Source organism: Caulobacter sp., from assembly GCF_017744445.1.
GTDB lineage: Bacteria > Pseudomonadota > Alphaproteobacteria > Caulobacterales > Caulobacteraceae > Caulobacter.
The window spans coordinates 1-20,317 of sequence record NZ_JAGIBH010000003.1; the positions used below are offsets into that span (position 1 = coordinate 1).

Below are 20,317 nucleotides of genomic sequence, written 5' to 3' on the forward strand. Positions count from 1 at the left end.
TTTGGGCCGGATCCAAACGCCCTCCCCCGCGACGGGGATGGCTATGATTGTGCGGGGGATTTTAGCGCGGATCATTCAGAGGCGTGTAAAATCGACAAGCGTTTGATTTTACGGCCTTCGATCTCGCGAATTCCGAGGATAGAGGCCGCTGGATCCCCGTAAATCACCCTCTCCCATAGGGAGAGGGAGGGACCCGCGCGACGCGCGGGAGGGTGAGGGGCTACTGCCTCGGCCATACGAAGCACCGCCGAAGCCGATGGGATTATCTGGCCACCACCGAGCCCCCTCACCCTCCCACCGCTACGCGGCGGGCCCCGCCCTCTCCCAAGGGAGAGGGTGATGGAGATGCGGCCTCTACATTGCCCCGCACGCCCGCCACCCCACTCACCGTCATTCCCGCCCTTGTGGCGGGAACCCCTGGTTCAGCTGACACGTGAGACGCAAACGGCCCTTCGCACCTGCGACGGCCAGAGGGGTTCCCGCCACAAGGGCGGGAATGACGGAAGAAAAAGGGAAGCGCCCGCGCCACCCCCACCGCCGCCCGACCGCCCAACGGTCGGCGCGCGCCTTAAATCTCTTGGAGGCTGCAGCGTGCAGGGCTGATCAGGTCAGTTAAGGCGCGGGCCGGCAAAGCCGGACCCCGGGGGACGACGCTCGCGCGTCGCCGCGCGGCGGCCGCCCGGAGGGCGGTGTCGGCGGAGTGACCTGATCAGCCCTGCGATCGTCTCGCCGTGAGATTTAAGGAGGTATCTGCCAAAGGCATTTTCGTCGTTGGTGAGGGAGCGCTATCCGGGCAGAGATTCTGCGCGTCTCGGGGGTTCGGTCTCGCTGTACCGATTAAAAGGAGGACCACCGGTCAGCTCCCATTCGTCAGGCTCTGGTTTTTGGCCTGAGCGAACGACGGCGCGCAATGCCGCGAGGCACAGCTCCAGGCCGCGATGGGCGATCGTGCGCTCTTTTGGATCGTCGCCAAAGCCGGGGCTGTCGCCACCATGTACGAGCTTGCTACGCAAGTCGTAGAGCTTGCGGACCTCTGCCACTATCGCTGTGCGAGCTACGAGGTCGGTTCCCAGGAGCAATGCTGTGCGAACCGCTAGGCGATGCGTTAGTTCACCTCGTCCCTTGCCGGACAGCAACGACTCCATCGCCACGCATACATCGACCGCTTGGTCGCGTGCTGTAACGCGACGTCGCGCGAGATTGAGGCGCGAAATTGAAAAGTCGATTGCTTCCGTCGCGCAGGCTGGTAGCGCGAGATAGCGTTCGACCCACTCAAGCATTGCACCGTCGACCGAAGAGGGATGGTCGTTGTGCCGTCCATCTTGGCGACTTGTCATCCACATCACCCCAAGCTCCGCTGCCTGGAGATTGTGGTCGCAGAACTGTAGCCAGACAGACCCGAGTGTAGGTGCAGCATTGTCGTGCAGCGTGAGAGCAGCCACGGTCCGCTTCACAACTTGGATGTAGTCGAGAAAGCGTCTGTGGCTCGCATCATGATCGTCGCTTGCCTCAACCTCGCCGATGTCAAGAACCACCCCCGCCGGCATATACATCGCCGGTCCTATGCGGGTGGATGCCTTGAGGCTTTCAGTCTGTGGAGATGTCGGAAGATCAGCCAACGGCACGAGCTGCACGCCATTCGACAAAGTTGTTGCCTTAGGCGGTGCAATTCCATGTAGCTCGCCGACAAGGCGCATCTGGGCACGCTTCGTTTCGCGTACACGACGATACCAAGCTAAAGCTTCGCGTGCGCCAACCTGTGACGCGATCATAAGGATGTTGATCGACTGATGTTGGTTGAAGAACCCAATCTGCTTGCCGAGAAAAAAGGCGCTTGGCGAGCCGCTGAACTCGGGGTGCGCGTCCATCGCCTCTCGTAGCGGTGCCGCAATCTCCCAGTACGATGGTTCTTGGTGAATGCCATGCTGGGCAGCTTGACGGGCGGCGAATGTCGGACCGGCCAGCGATTGAATCAGGTCGATCAATTCTGCATCGGTCGTCATCGCGTTCCTTAGCTCTTGTCGAGTTGCGCTTAGCTGCTTCGCCGTGTTTGAGCGCTGGCACGGAGATCGTACTCTATTGCTCGCCATGCTTCCAAAGCGGTGACCCCTTCCCCCGCCGCCCCACCTAGGCTAAACCCCCACCCGCAATGACCCGCGCACCGCACCATCACGGCTGCCACCACCATCCGACCTCGCCTCGCGGGATCGGCCGGGTCCGTTCGCTCTAAAGCCAGCGACCCAGCCAGAGCCCCGCCTAGCGGATGGGGCTTAAGCGCAAGCGCCATCCGTCGAAGCCTTGAAGATTCAGGACCGACGCCGATGACCGACGACACCACCGAAAACACCGACTTCCGCCCCGAGGCCCGCGCCCCGCGCGGCTTCGCCGACAAGCGCGCTCGCGACCTGCGGGCCGAGCGGGCGATCCTGGAGGCGGTGTCGGCGGTCTATGAGCGCTACGGCTTCGAGGCCCTGGACACCGGGGCGTTCGAATATGCCGACGCCCTGGGCAAGTTCCTGCCCGACAGCGACCGGCCCAATGAGGGCGTGTTCGCGCTGCAGGACGATGACGACCAGTGGATGGCGCTGCGCTACGACCTGACCGCGCCGCTGGCCCGGTTCACGGCGCAGAACTGGGAGACCCTGCCCAAGCCCTTCCGCCGCTACGCCTTCGGGCCGGTGTGGCGCAACGAGAAGCCGGGGCCGGGGCGCTTCCGCCAGTTCATCCAGTGCGACGCCGACACGGTGGGCTCGGCCCGTCCGGAGGCCGACGCCGAGATCATCGCCATGGCGGTCGAGGGGCTGGAGGCCGCCGGCCTGCCGCGCGGCGCGGCGGTGCTGAAGATCAACAATCGCAAGCTGCTGAACGGCCTGCTGACGGCGGCGGGCGCGGACAGCGCCGGCCAGAAGCTGGCCGTGCTGCGCGCGGTCGACAAGCTGGACCGCCTGGGCGTTGACGGGGTCCGGCTGCTGCTGGGCGAAGGCCGCCTGGACGAGAGCGGCGACTTCACCAAGGGCGCGGGCCTGAAGGGCAAGGCGATCGACTCGGTGCTGGACTTTGTCCAGGCCGGGGCCGGCGGCCGTTCCGCGACCTTGGACAACATCGCCAAGGTGGTGGCCGGCTCGGCCGAGGGCGACGAGGGCTTGGCTGAGCTGTCGCGGATCGACGCGGCGCTGACCAGCCTGGGGATCGCCGACGACCAGGCCTTCATCGATCCGTCGATCGTCCGGGGGCTGGAATACTACACCGGCGCGGTGTTCGAGGCCGAGTTGCTGCTGTCGACCACGGACGAGAAGGGCAACAAGGTCTCGTTCGGCTCGATCGGTGGCGGCGGGCGTTATGACGACCTGGTGGCGCGGTTCACCGGCAATGTGACGCCGGCGACGGGCTTCTCGTTCGGGGTGTCGCGCCTGGCGGCGGCGCTGCGGGCGGCGGGCCGCGAGCCGGGCGGCGCAGCGCGCGGGCCGGTGGTGGTGATCACCTTCGACCAGGCGCACATGCCGGAATACTTCTCCGTGGTCGGACAGTTGCGCGCGGCGGGCATCCCGGCCGAGGTCTATCTGGGGACCTCGGGCATGAAGCCGCAGATGAAATATGCCGACCGCCGCAACGCGCCGGCCGTCGTCATGCTGGGCGGGGACGAGATCGCCGCCGGCACGGTGACCATCAAGGACCTGGACGCGGGCCGCATGGCCGCCGAGGGCCTGGCCGACAACGCCGCCTGGAAGGCCGAGCGTCCCGGCCAGCAGACCATCCCGCGCGATCAGCTGGTCGCGGCGGTTCGCAAGATCATCGGGGGCTAATTCGTGAGGCTCGAGCGTTCCATTCCGGCGGAGGCGCTCGACGCCATCCGCGCTCCCCTGCTGGCGGCCGGCGCCGTCGCCACCGACGCGCCGGTGCTGCAGCCCCTGGGCCTGCTGCTCGATTTGACCGGCGAGGCCATGCGCTCGCGGCTGTTCGTCGTCTCCGGCGACGGCGGCGAGGAGGCGGCCCTGCGGCCCGACTTCACCGTGGCCGTGGCGCGGCAGCATTTCGCCAACGGCGGTGAAGCCGGCCGTTACCGTTACGAAGGCAAGGCCTTCCGCGTCGCGCCGCGCGGCTCCGACCGCGCCGAGGAGTTCCTGCAGCTGGGCGTCGAGGCCTTCGAGGCCGGCGACCCCGTGGCTGCCGACTCCGAGATCGCCGCTCTTGCTTGGGCGAGCGCCGCCGCTGGCGGTCGCGACGACCTCAGCCTGATCCTAGGCGACGTCTCGCTGTTCGCCGCCTTCGTCGACAGCCTGGACCTGGCCACGCCGCTCGCCGCCCGCCTGAAGCGCGCCTTCGCCAAGCCGCGCCAGCTGAAGGCCGAGCTGGACGGCGACGTCGCCGCGCCGACCGCCGAGCAAAGCCGCATCGCCTCGCTGCTGGCCGGTCTTCCGGAGACGGAAGCTTCGGCGGTGCTGCAGGAGCTGTGGTCCCTGGCCGGCATCGAGCCCGTCGGCGGCCGCCGCCCGGCCGAGATCGCTCACCGCCTGGTCGAACGCGCCGAGGCCGCCAAGGCCGGCCGTCTGGACCCGGAGCAGGCCGCCAAGGTCCGCGCCTTCCTCGCCGTCTCGGATCGTCCGGACGCGGCGCTGGACGCCATCGCCGCCCTCGCGGGTCCCAACGACAGCGCGCTGAAGGCCGCCGTCGCCGGCTGGCGGTCGCGCCTCTCGGGCATGGCCGATCGCGGCGTGCCGCTGGAGAAGGCGACTCTCGCCGCCGCCTTCGGCCGGGCCTTCGGCTACTACGACGGCTATCTGTTCGAAGTCCGCTCGGCCGTTCTGGGCGACGAGCGGCCCGTCGCGGCCGGCGGTCGCTACGACGGCCTTCCGTCCAAGCTGGGCGTCTCCACCAACACCGGCGCCGTGGGCTTCATGATCCGCCCGGCGCGCGCCTATGCGGGAGGCGGCGAATGAGCGGCCCCATGATCTTCGCCATCCCCTCCAAGGGCCGCCTGAAGGACCAGGTCGAGGCCTGGCTGGCCGACTGCGGCTTCAAGCTGGAAATGACCGGCGGCGCGCGCGGCTATTCGGCCGAGCTGGCCGGGCTGCCCGGCGTCTCGGTGCGCCTGCTGTCGGCGGGCGACATCGCCGCCGGCCTCGACAGCGGCGACCTGCACCTGGGCGTCACGGGCGAGGACCTGCTGCGCGAGCGCGGCGACGACATGGACAGCCGGGTCATGCTGCTGCGGGCCCTGGGCTTTGGCCGCGCCGACCTGGTGGTGACCGCGCCCAAGAACTGGCTGGACGTGGATACGATGGCCGATGTCGACGAGGTCGGGCACCTGCACCTGGCCAAGACGGGCCGCCGCCTGCGCGTGGCGACCAAGTACGTCACCCAGACCCGCGCCTTCTTCGCCCGCCACGGCGTCGCCGACTACCGCATCGTCGAGAGCAGCGGCGCCACCGAGGGGGCTCCGGCCGCTGGCGCGGCGGAACTGGTCGTCGACATCACCACCACCGGCGCGACCCTGGCCGCCAACGGCCTGAAGATCCTGTTGGACGGCGTGATCCTGAAGAGCCAGGCCCAGCTGACCGCCTCGCTGATCGCGACCTGGAGCCCTGCGCAACGCGGCGCCCTGCGGCGCATGCTGTCGGTGGTCGAGGCCAAGGGCCGGGCCGGCAAGCTGGCGACCCTGGTCTGGCCGGCCGAGCAGGACGCGGCGGGTCAGTCGGCCGTGGCGGCCTTCGTCGCCAAGGGCGGCTCGCGCCGGGCCAATGGCGCTCTCCTGGCGACCGGCGACCTGTTCGACGCCGCCGCCGCCCTGGCCGCCGCCGGAGTCGAGCCGGTCACCGTCTCGCGCCCGGACTATGTGTTCGAGTCGCGCTCGGCGGTGCTGGATCGTTTCGTCCGGGCTCTGGAAGACGCGGCCGAAAAGTAAGTTTTGACATATCTGTCAAATATGGACGCGGAATCGAGGCGTTTCTTCGACTTTCGCGTCCAAACTACGCCTCAGGCGTCAAAAATTCGTCCAAACCTTTGCGAAAAAGGGATTTGCCGCGTTGACACCGTCATGAATTTGACGTTTCTAGATACTGCAAGGACGAAACGAGCCCACAGAGAGCTCCCGTTCTTCGGCGTTTCGGGGAGGAAACGCCCGCCTAGATCGAATGATCGAGAAAATAGCCAGCCCGTCGCGATTATCCCCCGCGGCGGGTTTGGTGTATCTGGGCTGTAGCACAGTTTTTTGACGATAGAGTCAAAAGTGGCCGCGCGGGCTGGAAGCGCTTCCAAATTATCCGGTGATCGGACGGGCTGAACGGCGATCGTCCAGACCCGTCCTGTCAGGGTGGCGCTACTTGTGTGCCTTGCCGATCAGGGCGACGACGCCCAAGATGACACCACCCCCGAAGCAGAGGGCCGAGAGCCCCTCCGGCCACCAGTTCCACCACTTGTTCCAATATGTGTCCGCCGCTTGGGCCGGGTCGCCCGCCTTAAGGTGCTTTTGCGTGGCGATGAGCTCAAAAACCGGAATCAAGGCCGCGAAGATCAGACCCGCGGCGAATATGCCGATCGGATAGAACCAAGCGTCGGCCATCGCTTGAATGTCTTTGACCTTTTCCTTGGCAAAGACCGCGTCCAGCACCTTGGCGCCGATCGTCGTCAGGAAGGCGCCATTCCCGACGGCCAGGAAGGTGGTCCATTGCGATTGCAGCGCGTCTCGCCGCTTCCGCAGATGATCGTGAATCTCGTCAGCCATGTTCACCTCTGATGAATGCATCCAGGGATTGTGTATGGCCATATGCGTTCGCAATGCGTTACCGGCAGGGTGGCTGACTCAACCTGTGAGTCGATGACTCGCTCCTAGGTGGCATGGAACCTGCACGGTTAATTCCGGTATCGCGCCCCCGGGCGCGCCGCGAGGACCACCGAATGATCCGCCAGGCCAACTCCAGCATGCTGTTGTCGTCCCTGCTAGGACTTGGCCGGCAAGGCGGCGCCGGGGACGAGACCGCCAACCTGGTCCGCGCGGCGGCCATGCGGGCGGACCAGGCCGTGAAGGCGGCGCCGACAAAAACAGCCGAGCTCCCGGCAAGAACCGCCACGGCGCGACCGGCGGTGACCGTGTCGCTGAGCCGGATGGCCCAGGCCGCTCAGGCGGCCCAGATCGCCAAAGCCGCCCAAGCCGCCCCGCCGCAACAGGCCGCCCTGCCGGAAGCAAGGTCGGAGCCGGCGCGTACGTCGAACGGCAGCCACTTTACCGACGAAGAGTATAGGAAGATGGGCGCGCTCATGGATTTCGCCCTCGTCCAGCACCAGGACTACATGCGCTTCCACCAGGAGAGGATCCTGCCCAGCGAGGACGTGTCGGCCATGACCCCGGTCCAGGCGCGGCAACGCCTGGATGACCTTTCCGTCCTCCCTCGGTGGATCGAGGTCGGGGGGCAGCTTGGCGGCGATACCTGGGCCAGGCCGAACCCCTTCTCCATCGCCACCAACAACGGCGAGATCACCGAGTCGATGGACACCTATATGGGCTGGCTGAAGGACCGCGCCGCCCAGAGCGAGGCCCCGGCGAAGCCGACCTCGAGCCTGAATATCCGGGTGTAGGGCGGATCAGTTTCGGCGTTGACTTAACCCCCACCCGATCGTCCCCGCGAAAGCGGGGGCCCAAGCTGGCTTTCAGGATGGGGCGCGACTGAGCTACGATCCTCCGACTCCGCTTGGGTCCCCGCTTTCGCGGGGATGATCGGTGAAGGGGAGAAGCCAGACATGTTCTGGCATGACGCCGTACGAGGCGGCTGCCGGCCTCAGGCCGAGATATTCACCAGCGTGCCGGTCAGTTCGCCCGTGGTCTGGGCCAAGGCCGCGCCGGCCGAGGCGGTCGCCTTGGCGTTGGTCTGGGCCACGGCCAGCTGGGTCAGGTCGACGATGGGCGCCGGCGCCGGCGCCTCGCCCGTGGAAGCGGGCGGGGTGTAGCGGACGGCGTTGGACGCGGAGACCTGCACAGGGCGTTCCTCGAAAGGGATTCGCCCGCAATCTGAGTCCTAAGCCTTAAGCGGGCCTGACCAAACGTGGTTAAGGCGCCGCTTGGTCCAGCAGTGCGTCGATCTCCCGCAGGACGATGTCGGGGTGGGAATTGAAGACGTCGTGGTCGGCGCCGGCGATCTCCACGATCCGGGCGGCCGGATGGGCGGCGCGGTAGCGGCCGATCTGCTCGCGCCGCCATTTCAGCATCAGGGTCTCGTCGTCGCGTTCGGCCGGCGTCAGGTTCGGCTCAGGCGCGGGGATAGCGAAGATCGCCAGGATCGGGATGCCGGTGACGGCCGGGAACTTCTCCATGTTCTGACGGGTCATCAGCCGGGAGAGCGGCGCGGGCGGGCCTTCGGCCAGACCCTTGGAAAGCCGGCGCCGGCGCTCGGCGGCGGCGCGGATGTCGGTGGCCAGGTCGACCAGATCCTTGGCCAGCACCTCGTCATAGATCCGGGCGGCGTCTTGCTTGGAGCCGGACCTTGCGGCCTGCAGCTTGTCACGCAGGTCGGCCAGGTCGATCTCGACATTGACGGCGTCTGGATAGGCGTTGGCCGGCGCGTAGAACGCGTAGGCATAGGCCGCGTCCAGATAGATCAAGGCGGTGACCCGGTCGCGATGGTGACGGGCCAGGCCGCTGAGCTCGGCGCCGCCCAGCGACCAGCCGGCCAGGGTGGCCTTGGGCAGCTTCAGGGCGTCCAGCACCTCGACATCGTCCAGCGTCAGGCGGGACAGGGTGTGGGCCTCGGGGTTCAGCGGCGGCTTGTCGGAGGCGCCCAGCCCTCGGCGGGTGACGGCGTAGACGTGGTGACGGGCCGCCAGGCGCGGGGCGAAGGCGTCGAAGTCGTGGGCGGTGCGGCCGCCGCCGGAGATCAGCAGGATCGGCGAGCCGGCGCCGCCATAGTCCAGCACTTCCAGCTTCAGGCCATCGCTGGTGGTGACGAAGCTTGTCTTGTGGGCGGTGGCGTCGGCGGGCTCGGCCGCAAGACCGGGCGCCGCGCCTATCAGGAGGGCGACGGCCAGAACCACTCCCCGGAACATGGCGTCCCCGCCAGACCGGCGCGCGAAACCTGGATCAAACATGGCGTCGCTGCGCCCACAGCATCGCCCCGACCAGGCCGGCGGCGAACAGGGCGCCTTCCAGGGCGCCGGTGACGGCCTGGCTGAGCGGGCCGAGGCCGGGCTCGCCGAACAGGCCGCCGATCGTGGTCAGCTTCAGGCGCGAGTCCGGGAAGCTGTGGGCCAGGAGATCCAGGCTGCCGCCCAACAGGCGCCCGCCCAGCAGCGGGATGACCAGGCCAGCGGCGCCCCCGACCGCCGCCGCGACGGCGGCCTGGCGGGCGCCCGAGGTCTTGCCGGCCAGCCAGAAGGCCAGGCCCACGGCGCCGCCCAGCAGCACCCCTTCGCCGCCGCCGGTGATCCCATCGGGCGCGTGGCCCAGCAGCAGGGCGAAGGCGTCCAGGCCGACCAGCTTGACGACCGCCCCCACCCCGAGACCGCCGATCGCCCCGCCGAACGGCGCGCGCCACCACGGGCGGCCGGGGGCGAACTCGGCCAGGGCGACGCCGAACGCCACGCCGGCCCCGCCCAGCAGGGCGACCAGCAGGGTGACGCTCAGCAGCACCGCCAGGGCCGAGACGCCCGTCCCGGCCGCGAAGCCGTAGGCCAGGCCGCCGATCGCGCCGGCCGTCACGGCGCCGCCCGTCCCGGCCAGACCCAGCCGCAGGACGCGCGGCCAGTCCGAGGCCGGGCGATCCGGCGGGCTCTGTCCGTCCATAGGCGCGATGAAACGATAGCCGTGCTTGGGCACGGTCTGGATCAGCCGTGGCGCGCCGGCGTCGTCGTTCAGCAGCTTGCGCAGGGTGCGCACGCACTGGGTCAGGGCTTCGTCGGTGACCGGAACGCCGCGCCAGACCTCGTCCAGGAACCGCTGCTTGGTGACCAGCTTGCCCTGCTCGCGCACCAGCAGCGCCAGGGCGTCGAAATAGCGGGCGTTCAGCGCCACGGCCTCGCCGTCCCGCGTCAGCCGGCGGTCGGCCAGGTCGAGTTCGAAACGGTCGAAGCGGAACGGGGCCAAAGTGGAGAGAACCTCGCGAACAGGAGCGCGAGACTCCGTCACCGGCCGGCGAAAATCTAGTCCTGCGCCGTCAGGCTCAGCGTCTCGATGACCTGGAAGGCGTAGGTCGAGCCGACCGGCACCTTGATGTCGTCGGCCAGCACCACGGCGGTGATCGCCCGGCCGTGACCCTTGACCTCGCGCACCCGGCTGGCCCGGACGAAGGCCGAGCGGTGCACGCGCAGCAGGCCCGCCCCGCGCAGCTCCTTCTCCAGCGCCGACATGGTCGAGCGGTGCAGGTAGCTGCGGGTCGAGGTGTGCAGCAGGACATAGTCCTTGGCCGCCTCGATCCAGTCGATCTCGGACAGCGACACCCGCACCGAGCCTGTCCGCGTCTGCACCCAGATGGCGCGGCCGTCGATCAGCGGATCGGCGGGCTGGGCGGTCTTCTCGCGCCGGCGCTTGGCGCGCTCGATCGCCTGGCGCAGGCGATCGAAGCGGACGGGTTTGAGCAGATAGTCCAGCGCCTCGACCTCGAAGGCGTCGGCGGCGAAGATCTCGAAGGCGGTGACGAAGACGATCTCGGGCCGTTGCTGGATCGGCAGCAGGCTGGCCACGGTCAAACCGTTGAGGTCCGGCATCTGGATGTCCAGCAGGACGAGGTCGGGCCGCAGGTCGCTGATCGCGGCCAGGGCGCTCTCGCCATCGGCGGCCGAACCGACCAGCTCGACGCCGGGGATCTGGCGGATCAGGACTTCCAGCCGCTCCAGGGCGGCCGGTTCGTCGTCGACGATCAGCACACGCATCAGGCGGCCTCCTGGCCGGCGGCGCCATCCAGCGGCAGGCGCAGGGTGACGGTGAAGCCGGGGTCCCCGGGCTGCGCGGTCAGCGTGCCGCGCGGGCCGTACAGCACCTCCAGCCGCTCGCGGATGGCGGCCAGGCCGATGCCGCTGCTGGGCGCGGGCAGGCTGGAGCTCAAGGGCCGGGCGTCGTCGCTGACGGTGACCGCCAGGTCGTCGTCCCGCGTCTCGACACGAATGACCAGACTCACGCGGTTTCGGCTGCGCGAGACACCGTGCTTGATGGCGTTCTCGACCAGGGGCTGGAGTACGAAGCTGGGAACCTGGGCGTCGCGCAGGGCCTCGGGGCAGGCGACCTGCACCGACAGCCGCTCGCGGAAGCGCTCGGCCTCGATCTCGAGATAGGCTTCGACCGCGCCCAGCTCGTCCTCCAGCGGGATGAAGGCGCTGGCGTCGGTCGACAGGGTCATGCGCAGGAACGAGGCCAGCCGCGCCAGCATGGCCTCGGCGTCGGCGGTGCGCTGGGTGACCACGGCCGCGCTGACCGCGTTCAGCGTGTTGAACAGGAAGTGCGGGTTCAGCTGGTAGCGCAGCGCCGCCAGCCGCGCGGCGGTCGCGGTGGCGCGGGCCTGGGCGGTCTGGCTCTCGGCCAAAACCAGCTGCTCCTCGCGCTTGCGCAGGCGGGCGGCGAACTCGAGCAGCAGGGTCGCGGCCGCGAAGATCGCGAAGACCCAGCCCAGGAAGATGGTGTTGGCGACGGCCCGCACGGCCACGTAGCTGAGCGGCTTGGCCGGCGTCAGGCCGATCTTCTCCAGGACGATGCCGCCCACGCCGTCGGCCAGGCCCAGCAGCAGGGACGCGACGATCGTGCCGATGATGGCCGCGGTCAGAAGCTGCCGGGGGGCACGCTGCGAGCGCGTGCGCAGCCACTCGTACAGGCCCGCGCACAGCAGCCAGCCGGTGACGACGAAGATGGTGACCGTGATGATCGCGCTCAGCTCCAGGCCACCGGCCTTCAGCGCCGGCGAGACCAGGGCAGGAAGGTTCACGGTCCAGAGCAGGGTGGCGATCGCCCAGGCCCTCAAGCGCGGATCGGTCGGAAATTTCATGCGCAAAGCCTAGCAAAGGCTGGGCTTTTCGCCCATCGGCTCCGTCGTTCCAAACCGGCCGTTCGTCGAAGGCCGCCACCGCGCCGTTCGTCCTGTTCGTCGCTCGAGAGCGACCCCTGGTCGAAATCGCGGTCACGCTCGTCGCAGTGGAATTTCGCCGACGCCGCGCTCGTGGCTTTGGGAAAGGCAGGCGGCCCCCACCGCCATCCCATCACCCCCAGGAAACGAGACAGAGAGAGGCGAACGTGGCCAATATCAGCGGCACCGACGGCAACGACAACCTGACCGGCACGGCCGCCGGCGACACGATCATTGGCGGCAAGGGCAACGACACCCTGACCGGCCTGGAGGGCAACGACGCCCTCTATGGCGACGACGGCGCGGACGTCCTCGATGGCGGCGACGGCGACGATTATGTCTACGGCGGCGGCTCCAACGACTCCGACAATTTCAGCGACAGCCTGAAGGGCGGCAATGGCTTCGACCGCCTGTACGGCGGCATCGGCGACCACTTCGACGGCGGCGCGAACGGGGCCCAGGGCGACTACGCCTATCTGAACCTGACGGGCCTGACCTCGTCGGTGATCGTTGACCTGGGCGCGGCCGGCGTGCAGGCCCTGACCGGCGGCGGCAGCATCGTCAATGTCGAGCAGTTCGAGTTCTGGTCGGGCTCGGCCAGCGACCGCATCAAGGGCGGCGCGGGCGACGACAAGATCCACGCCGGCGACGGCCACGACGCCATCTATGGCGCCGACGGCGCGGACTTCATCTATGGCATGGCCGGCAACGACACGATCCGTGGCGGCGCGGGCATCGACAACCTGCGCGGCGACGGCGGCCACGACCGCCTGATCGGCGGCGAAGGCAACGACACCCTGGCCGGCGACCAGGACGCGGCCCTGGCGGCCGACGGCAACGACCAGCTGGATGGCGGCGAAGGCAACGACCTCCTCTACGGCCAGGGCGGCAACGATATCCTGATCGGCGGGACCGGCAATGACGAGCTGTGGGGCGGCGCGGGCGCCGACCGCTTCGCCTTCTCCGGAGCCAATCAGGGCAACGACCTGATCCGCGACTTCTCCAAGGCCGAAGACCGCTTCGACCTGGACGGCAAGTCGTTCACCGCCGCCGCCAGCGACGGCAAGGGCGGCACGGTCCTGACCTGGGACGGCGGCGCGATCACGGTCGAGAAGGTCGCCCTGACCCTGGCCGAGGCCAATGGCCTGCTGACCACCGGCGCCAACACCTTGGTGCGCCTGACCAACGCCTTCGACAACATCCTGCGCTACGCCCCGGCCAACGACGCCGATCGCGCCTATGTGCAGGGCCTGGCCGACAAGGTCGTGGCCGGTCAGCTGACCGAGGCCGCCGCGCTGAAGACGATCATCAACCTGGCCGACGCCTCGGCGGCGGTGGCGACGACGTCCTACGCCTTCTTCACCGGCCATGCCCCGGGCGAGGGCGGCATGGACTATCTGCTGTCGCCGATCGGTCCGAACCCGAACAACCTCAACAGCGCCTACTACCAGACCTTCAACGCCGAGAACCGCTACATCAACTTCGCGGTCAATCTGGGCCGCGACGGCGAGGGCAAGGCGGCGTTCCAGGCCGAGTACGGGGCCAAGAGCCTGTTCGAAGCCACCCGCAGCGCCTATGCCGAGATCTTCGGCGCCACGCCCGACGACGCCAAGGTCCACGCCCTGCTGGACACCCGGGTCGACTACTTCACCGCCTATGGCAAGACCGACATCGGGACCAAGGCGGCCATGGTCGGCTGGCTGCTGGCCGAGGCGATGAAGGCCGATGTCGGCCAGTACGCCGGCGCCAGCAACGCCTACTTCACCGACCTGGCCGACGGCGCGCCGTTCTCGGTCGACTTGATCGGCCAGTACGGCAAGCCTGAATACAACCTCTAACTCGATCTCTGGCGGGAGTTCCTCCCCGACAGGGTTCTCTGGCCGTCCCCCGAAACCACGGGCCAGAGAAAAAGGGCCGCCGGAGCGATCCGGCGGCCCTTCCTTTTGTCACCGACTATCCCCGCGAAAGCGGGGATCCAAGCGGCGCTTCTGTGCGAATATTGTTCATGATATGTTCCGTTTATGGATCGGATGTTCACCGTCTACATCCTGGCTAGCGGACCCTATGGCACACTCTATTGCGGCCACACGGACGACCTTTCTCGCCGCACCTGGGAGCACAAGGAGAAGGTTCGGAAGGGGTTCACCGCCAAGTATGGCGTCGATCGGCTCGTCTGGTACGAGCTGTGCGAAACGCGAGAGGGCGTGCTCATTCGCGAGCGGCAGATCAAGAAATGGAACCGCGCTTGGAAGATCGAGCTGATCGAGGCGCTGAATCCAGGCTGGGTGGATCTGTACGAGACCCTGAACTGCTGACCAGCCTGCCCCGAAATTCAGCCCGCACTCCGACTATCCCCGCGAAAGCGGGGACCCAAGCTGGCGTTCAGGATGTGGCGCGGCCGTGGTCAATCTGCTGACTCGGCTTGGGTCCCCGCTTTCGCGGGGATGGTCGGGGTAGGGGTAGAGGTCCTGGCCCGCCCAGCAAAAAGGGCCGCCGGATCTCTCCAGCAGCCCCCCTTGATCGTTATCAGATAGCGCGCGACTACCAGATCTTCACGCGGTCCGCCGGCGCGACGTACAGCTTGTCGGTCGGCTTGACGTCGAAGGCCGAGTACCAGCCGTCCTGGTTCCGGATGGTGCCGTTGACGCGGTAGTACGACGGCGAGTGCGGATCGCTGGCGATCTGTTGCTTCAGCGCGTCGTCGCGCGACTTCTGGCGCCACACCTGGGCCCAGCCCAGATAGACGCGCTGGTCGCCGGTGAAGCCGTCCAGGACCGGCGAGGGCTGGCCCTTCAGCGAGACGTGGTAGGCGTCCAGCGCGAAGGCCAGGCCCGACAGGTCGCCGATGTTCTCGCCCATAGTCAGGTCGCCATTGACGTGCACGCCCGGGAAGGGCTCGAACGCCGAGTACTGGGCGCCCAGCTTGGCCTTCTGGACGTCGAACTTGGCGGCGTCTTCCGCCGTCCACCAGTCGCGCAGCACGCCGTCGCCGTCGGACTTGCGGCCCTGGTCGTCGAAGCCGTGGCCGATCTCGTGGCCGATCACGCCGCCGATGCCGCCGTAGTTGACGGCCGGGTCCGCGTCCGGATGGAAGAACGGCGCCTGCAGGATGGCGGCCGGGAACACGATCTCGTTGTTGACCGAGTTGTAGTAGGCGTTGACCGTCTGCGGGGTCATGCCCCACTCGGACTTGTCGACCGGCTGGTTCAGGCGCTCGACGTCGTGACGGTAGTCCCAGGCGCCGGTGCGCATCAGGTTGCCGTAGGCGTCGCCTTCCTTGATCTCCAGCTTGGAATAGTCACGCCACTTGTCGGGATAACCGATCTTGACGGTGAACTTGGCCAGCTTGTCCTGGGCCTTGGCCTTGGTCTCCGGACCCATCCAGGTCGACGCGTCGATGCGGGTCTTCAGGGTGGTGCGGATGTCGCCGACCAGCGAGACCATCTTGGCCTTGGAGTCCGGCGGGAAGTAGGCGGCGACATATTCCTTGCCGACCGCTTCGCCCAGCATGGTGTTGACCTGGGCGACGCCGCGCTTCCAGCGCGGACGCTGCTCGGGCTGGCCCGACAGGGTCTTGTTGCGGAACTCGAACGCCGCGTCGGCGAAGCGCTTCGACAGCAGCGGGGCCGCGCCATCAATGACCTTGAACGCCTGCCAGGCCTTCAGCGTCTCGACCGGGGTGTCGGCATAGATCTGGGCGTACTTGGGAAAGCTGGTGTTGGTCGTGACGATGAAGCGGTCGACCTTGGGCAGTTCCGTACCCACCAGATAGCGGTTCCAGTCGTAGCCCGGCGTCAGGGCCTGCAGCTGCGCCAGGGTGGCCGGGTTGTAGGTCTTGTCGCGGTCGCGGCGCTCGACGCGGGTCCACGAGGCTTCGGCCAGCTTGGTCTCGAACTCGACGATGGCCTTGGCGTTCTCGGCCGGCTTTTCCCAGCCGCCCAGGGTCAGCAGCTTCTCGACATAGGCGAGGTACGCCGTCTTCTTGTCGGCGAACTTGGAGCTCAGATAGTAGTCGCGGTCGGGCAGCGAGAGACCGCCGGTGCCGGCATAGACCGCGTAGGCCTGCGGGTTCTTGGCGTCGGTCTGGATGCCCAGGCTGATCAGGCTGGCATACGGGGTGACCGAACTCTTGCCCATCAGGGCGGTGAACTCGTCCTTGGTCTTGACCTTCTTGACGCCGTCCAGCCACGGCTTGATCGGGGCTGCGTCCAGCTTCTCGATGGCGGCTTCGTTCATGAAGGCGCGGTAGGCGGCGCCGATCTTGGCCTTCTCGCCGGTCGCGGCCTTGTCGGCGGCGGCGCCTTCGATGATCGCCTTGGTGCGGGCTTCCGACAGCTCAGCCAGTTTGTCGAAATTGCCGTAGCGGGTGCGGTCGGACGGGATCACCGTCTTCGCATCCCAGGTCCCGTTGGCGTACTTGTAGAAGTCCTCGCCCGGCTTGGCGGACGTATCCATGCCCGAGATGTCGAAACCCCACGTCCCGTACTTCGGCGACTCCAGCGAGGTGGCGTCGCCGGCGGCGGCGACCCCTTCCGGCAGCAGCGATTGCACCGTGCACGCATCGTCGATGCAGGCGTGTTGTTCGTGGGCCTGGGCCCCGAAGGCCGAGATCGACAGGGCCGCGGCGGCGGCAGCGCCGAACCAAACTCTTTTCATGGAAGTCGTATCCGTTGGTGTGAGCTGGCGGCAATCTGCACGGGCGCGGAATTTTTGCTCCCTTAAAAAAAGTTCATGTGACCCATTTTTTGAAGGATCAGTGATGGTGCTCGCCGGCCGGGGCGGCCTGTCCGCTAGGCGGAGCCAGCTGTACGGCCAGTTCGACCTGCGCTTTGCGGCCGTTGTCGAAGACCAGCGTTACCGGAACTTTTTGCCCCTGGGCCTGGGCCGTCTTCAGGCCGATCAGCATCAGGTGATAGCCGCCGGGGGCGAAGGCGACCTGGCCGCCGGCCGGGATCACCACGCCGTTGTCCTGGCGGCGCATGCTCATCACGCCGCCCTTGGTCGAGGACTGGTGGATCTCGGCCTTGCCGGCCGCGGGGGTCTCGACGCTCTTGAGGGTCACCGGGGTCTTGCCGGCGTTGACGACGGTGAAGAAGCCAACCCCGTTCATACCGGCCTGGGCCGGACGGCTCCAGGCTTGGCGGATGGTCAGCTGGCCCAGCTTGTAGTCGCCCGCTTGGGCGGCGGTCGAGGCGGCGAGGATGGCGGTCAGGGCGATGGCGAACAGGCGCGACATGGGGCGCTCCTTTCTCAGTGATGATGCGCGGGCGCGGCCGCGTCGGGGGTCAGGGTTACGGTCGGAGCCGGGCGGTTCAGCTTGGCGTCCGGGGCCTCGGGGCTGGGAACCTCGGTCCACTGGCTCTCGCCCTTTTCGCAGGTCTGGACGATCGGGAAGATCAGCTTTTCGCCTTGCGTGGGCAGCTTCATCAGCACCGCGAAGTCGTCGAAGGCCTCGTCGGGCAGGCGGCCTTCGAAGGTGATGGCGGTCGGCGGGCTCTTCGGATCGTCCCGCTCGATGCTGTAGGTCCAGCCGGGCTTCACCTGCGGCCGGGCCGAGGCGACGCCGTTGGGGATCTCGATGCGGATCCTGGTCGTCACGTCGCCCGCCGCGCAGGCATGGCCCACGCGGAAGGCGATGGCCGAGTATGAGCCGGCCTTGGCGGTGTCGGGCACGGCCACGACGTGGGCGGCGGCCGGCGTGGCGACCAGCGCCAGGAGGGCGATCAGCGGGGCTTTCATCTTGTCCTCCTCCTAGAAGCTGACGGTCACGCCGCCGAACACCGACCGGCCGTCGCCGGGCCACAGGGTGGCGGTGGTCGCGGTCCAGGCCACGGCGGCCTGGGTGTTGGAGACATAGGCCTTGTCGGCCAGGTTCCGCGCATCGACGAACACCGACACGGCTGGCGTGACCTTCCAGCCGGCGTTCAGGTTGACGATGGCATAGCCCGGGGCCTTGGTCGTGTTCTTGTAGTCGATCCACTGGTCGCTGGCCGACCATTCCAGGGACGGGGCCACGAACCACCCGCGCGGGGCGTCGTAGCGGACCTCCGAGCGGTAGAAGTTCTTGGGCACGATTGGCAGGCGGTTGTCGCCAAACTGCGCGTCGCCCCGGAAGCGGAAGTCCGACCAGGTCCAGGTCTGGCGGATGCGCCAGTGCGGGGCCGGCGCCCAGTCCAGCGCCGCCTCGATGCCCTGGTGCAGGGTCTTGTCGGCGTTGAAGGTCGCCGCCGGGATCGACGAGGTCACCGCATATTGCAGCATCTCATCCCGCAGCTGCGCGCGGTACAGGGTCAGGTCATAGGTGAACGGCCCGCGATGCCCGCGCGCCCCGACCTCGCCGGTCCAGGCCTTCTGGGCCTTCACGGGGGCGAAGCCGGTATTGGTCGGCGACATCGAGCTGAAGTTCGGCGGCTCGACCGAGCGGGTCAGGTTGGCGAAGACCTGGTTACCGGTCTCGTCCTGCCACAGCAGACCGACGCGCGGCGACACCCAGTCATAGGTCTTGCCGGCCTTGAGGTTGAAGGTCGCCGCCTGGCCGGGGATGGCGAAGCTCGTATAGTCCCGCTCCGCCTGCCCCCAGGTCGCGCCGGCCACCAGGGCCACGCGGTCAGTGACGAACAGGCGCCCTTCGCCGAACACGTCCACGGCCTTGGCGTTCTGCAAGGTGCGCGAGGTCGGCGCGCCGCGGGCGCCCCGGTTGTTGACGTAGAAGTTGGAGTCCATGTTGCCGGTGCGGTACCAGGCGCCGAAGAAGGCGTCGGCCCGCTTGCCGGCCACCTGGCCGTCCCAGTCGAAGCGACCGAAGGCGCCGTAGTTGCGGCTCTGCTGGTCGATGACCTGGAAGATCGGGTGGTCCAGGTCCTTCCACACCGCATAGACCGCGCCCTCGAACACCAGCTGATCCGACAGCCGCCAGGTGGTCCGCAGCGAGCCGCGCAGGCCGCGCTGGTTGCGGCTCTGGTCGCCCGACAGATTGCCGGCCGCCGACTGGCGCGGATTGGCGTGGAACTGGGCCAGGGTCAGGGATCCGGGGATCTCCTGGTTGATGTTCGAGCCATTGACGATGAAGCGCACCTCGCGGTCCTGGCCGAAGCTGCGGCCGATGTTCAAGCTGCCGAACTGGATGTTCTGCTGGCTCTGCGAGCGCCAGCCCTGGCCCGTCTGGTTGGTGGCGGCGGCGAAGACGTCCCAGTCGCCCGACTGGCGGGCAATGGCGATGTGTTCGCGCGCCAGGCCGAACGCGCCGCCGTCCAGCCGGATCTGGTTCTCGAACCCGGCGTCCTTGCCGGTCGGCGTCACCAGGTTCACCGCCCCGCCCAGCAGCGCCCCGCCGAAGCGTAGGGCGTTGCCGCCGCGATAGACCTCGGCGTAGCGGGTGTTCAGCGGGTCGGCGACCTGGCTGTCGCCATAGCCGTCGGCCTCGTTCAGCGGCACGCCGTCCTGGGCCAGCAAGAGGCCTCGGTTGTGGTTGGCGTTGCCGATCCCCGAGCCCCGGATCGAGATGCGGATGTCGCCGCCCCACTTGCGCTGGGCGTACACGCCGGGCGCGTCGCGCAGCATGTCGTCCAGGGCCAGGGCCTGGCGGCTGGCATAGCTCTCCTGCGAGATCACCGACACCGCGCCGGGCGTCTCCGACAACCGCCGGCGGGCGTCGGCGACGACGGGCGGATCCTCGGGATTGGGACGGGCGGTGACGATGACCGACGAGACCTGGTCGTCGGTCTCGGCGGCATGGGCGAGGGGCGAGAAACAGGCGAGCGCGGCGGCGCCCAGCAGGGCGCGGCGGAAGGTATGCGACATGGAGGCGGAAGATCCCGGAACGTGGCAGGGCGCACGGCGTCAAAAACGCGGCGCGACGGAAAATGCTCAGGCGTTCAGGATTTGAGGCGGGCCCTGGCTGGGCGGACGCGGCGGGGCGCGGGCATGACCCCGCACGCCGAGCACGCGCTCGACCGGCGTCTCGACATATTCGGCGTACTGGACGGGTGCGATGGCCGGAACCGGCGCGCTGAGCGTAGCGGCCAGGGTCGGCCCCACGCAGTTGGTGCACTTCAGGCCCATGAAGCTCTTGGCGGGCGCCGTGCGGATCTGGCCGTCCTCATCGACGATCACGACCTTCGAGCCGTCCGCCGTACAGATCACCATCGCCGATCCGCTCTCGCGCAGGTCATGAGCCATGGCGGCGGCGGGGAGCAGCACCTGCACAAGCACCGCCAGCACCGCCGCGAACGCGGCGAGCAGAGTGCGGGAATGGCCGGTGCGGGCGGTCATGGTGGGGAGGT

General features: G+C 68.1%; 17 protein-coding genes and 2 pseudogenes. 6 read left to right on the forward strand and 13 right to left on the reverse strand.

All coding sequences use genetic code 11. The features are described 5' to 3' along the window. Window positions 1–388 precede the first annotated feature (388 nt). Both J7528_RS05120 and J7528_RS05125 read right to left on the reverse strand, forming a co-directional pair. Window positions 389–509: pseudogene (locus J7528_RS05120) on the reverse strand (hypothetical protein); the annotation flags it as partial. Between the two features lie 276 nt (window positions 510–785). After that, window positions 786–2,003 (reverse strand): HEPN domain-containing protein, encoded by a 1,218-nt coding sequence (locus J7528_RS05125; protein ID WP_291871867.1) that lies wholly within the window; start codon window positions 2,001–2,003, stop codon window positions 786–788. Window positions 2,004–2,321: 318 nt separating this feature from the next. On the opposite strand from J7528_RS05125, the gene hisS reads away from it, so the two are divergent. From hisS to hisG, 3 genes and pseudogenes are all read left to right on the forward strand, one after another. Beyond that, entirely contained in the window at window positions 2,322–3,803 is a 1,482-nt protein-coding gene (gene hisS / locus J7528_RS05130; protein WP_291871868.1) for a histidine--tRNA ligase, read from the forward strand. Next, window positions 3,763–4,937 (forward strand): annotated as a pseudogene (locus tag J7528_RS05135) (ATP phosphoribosyltransferase regulatory subunit). Before hisS ends, J7528_RS05135 begins: the two are co-directional and overlap by 41 nt. Next, window positions 4,934–5,902, forward strand: coding sequence for an ATP phosphoribosyltransferase (gene hisG / locus J7528_RS05140; RefSeq protein WP_291871869.1), 969 nt, complete (start codon window positions 4,934–4,936; stop codon window positions 5,900–5,902). Before J7528_RS05135 ends, hisG begins: the two are co-directional and overlap by 4 nt. A gap of 414 nt (window positions 5,903–6,316) precedes the next feature. On the opposite strand, the gene J7528_RS05145 is transcribed toward hisG, so the two are convergent. Further along, window positions 6,317–6,721 (reverse strand): hypothetical protein, encoded by a 405-nt coding sequence (locus tag J7528_RS05145; protein WP_291871870.1) that lies wholly within the window; start codon window positions 6,719–6,721, stop codon window positions 6,317–6,319. A gap of 173 nt (window positions 6,722–6,894) precedes the next feature. Here J7528_RS05145 and J7528_RS05150 point away from each other — a divergent pair, with 173 nt between their 5' ends. Further along, entirely contained in the window at window positions 6,895–7,572 is a 678-nt protein-coding gene (locus J7528_RS05150) for a hypothetical protein (protein WP_291871871.1), read from the forward strand. 200 nt (window positions 7,573–7,772) lie between these two features. On the opposite strand, the gene J7528_RS05155 is transcribed toward J7528_RS05150, so the two are convergent. From J7528_RS05155 to J7528_RS05175, 5 genes are all read right to left on the reverse strand, one after another. Next, window positions 7,773–7,970 carry a hypothetical protein gene (locus J7528_RS05155; RefSeq protein ID WP_291871872.1) on the reverse strand — a complete coding sequence of 66 codons (198 nt, stop codon included), beginning with the start codon at window positions 7,968–7,970 and terminating at the stop codon, window positions 7,773–7,775. Between the two features lie 70 nt (window positions 7,971–8,040). Beyond that, window positions 8,041–9,033: an alpha/beta hydrolase gene (locus J7528_RS05160; protein WP_291871873.1), complete on the reverse strand. Its 993-nt coding sequence runs from the start codon at window positions 9,031–9,033 to the stop codon at window positions 8,041–8,043. A gap of 34 nt (window positions 9,034–9,067) precedes the next feature. After that, window positions 9,068–10,111 carry a winged helix-turn-helix domain-containing protein gene (locus J7528_RS05165; RefSeq protein WP_291871874.1) on the reverse strand — a complete coding sequence of 348 codons (1,044 nt, stop codon included), beginning with the start codon at window positions 10,109–10,111 and terminating at the stop codon, window positions 9,068–9,070. 14 nt (window positions 10,112–10,125) lie between these two features. Then, window positions 10,126–10,854, reverse strand: a complete 729-nt coding sequence (locus J7528_RS05170) for a LytTR family DNA-binding domain-containing protein (protein WP_291871875.1) — start codon at window positions 10,852–10,854, stop codon at window positions 10,126–10,128. Beyond that, the gene (locus tag J7528_RS05175; RefSeq protein ID WP_291871876.1) at window positions 10,854–11,957 is read right to left on the reverse strand and encodes a histidine kinase; all 1,104 of its coding nucleotides are present in this window, start codon (window positions 11,955–11,957) and stop codon (window positions 10,854–10,856) included. Before J7528_RS05175 ends, J7528_RS05170 begins: the two co-directional genes overlap by 1 nt. A gap of 245 nt (window positions 11,958–12,202) precedes the next feature. Here J7528_RS05175 and J7528_RS05180 point away from each other — a divergent pair, with 245 nt between their 5' ends. After that, complete coding sequence (locus tag J7528_RS05180) at window positions 12,203–13,873, forward strand: hypothetical protein (RefSeq protein ID WP_291871877.1); 1,671 nt, start codon at window positions 12,203–12,205, stop codon at window positions 13,871–13,873. A 183-nt stretch (window positions 13,874–14,056) separates the two neighbouring features. Further along, window positions 14,057–14,350 carry a GIY-YIG nuclease family protein gene (locus tag J7528_RS05185; RefSeq protein WP_291871878.1) on the forward strand — a complete coding sequence of 98 codons (294 nt, stop codon included), beginning with the start codon at window positions 14,057–14,059 and terminating at the stop codon, window positions 14,348–14,350. A gap of 226 nt (window positions 14,351–14,576) precedes the next feature. Here the strand turns inward: J7528_RS05185 and J7528_RS05190 are convergent, their stop codons facing one another. From J7528_RS05190 to J7528_RS05210, 5 genes are all read right to left on the reverse strand, one after another. Beyond that, on the reverse strand, window positions 14,577–16,691 hold the full coding sequence (locus J7528_RS05190) for a M13-type metalloendopeptidase (RefSeq protein ID WP_291871879.1): 2,115 nt from the start codon (window positions 16,689–16,691) through the stop codon (window positions 14,577–14,579). A 97-nt stretch (window positions 16,692–16,788) separates the two neighbouring features. After that, window positions 16,789–17,271: a copper chaperone PCu(A)C gene (locus tag J7528_RS05195; protein WP_291871880.1), complete on the reverse strand. Its 483-nt coding sequence runs from the start codon at window positions 17,269–17,271 to the stop codon at window positions 16,789–16,791. A gap of 14 nt (window positions 17,272–17,285) precedes the next feature. Next, the gene (locus tag J7528_RS05200; protein ID WP_291871881.1) at window positions 17,286–17,774 is read right to left on the reverse strand and encodes a YcnI family protein; all 489 of its coding nucleotides are present in this window, start codon (window positions 17,772–17,774) and stop codon (window positions 17,286–17,288) included. A gap of 12 nt (window positions 17,775–17,786) precedes the next feature. After that, on the reverse strand, window positions 17,787–19,835 hold the full coding sequence (locus J7528_RS05205) for a TonB-dependent receptor (RefSeq protein ID WP_291871882.1): 2,049 nt from the start codon (window positions 19,833–19,835) through the stop codon (window positions 17,787–17,789). Window positions 19,836–19,901: 66 nt separating this feature from the next. Then, entirely contained in the window at window positions 19,902–20,306 is a 405-nt protein-coding gene (locus J7528_RS05210) for a DUF2946 family protein (RefSeq protein WP_291871883.1), read from the reverse strand. Window positions 20,307–20,317 lie beyond the last annotated feature (11 nt).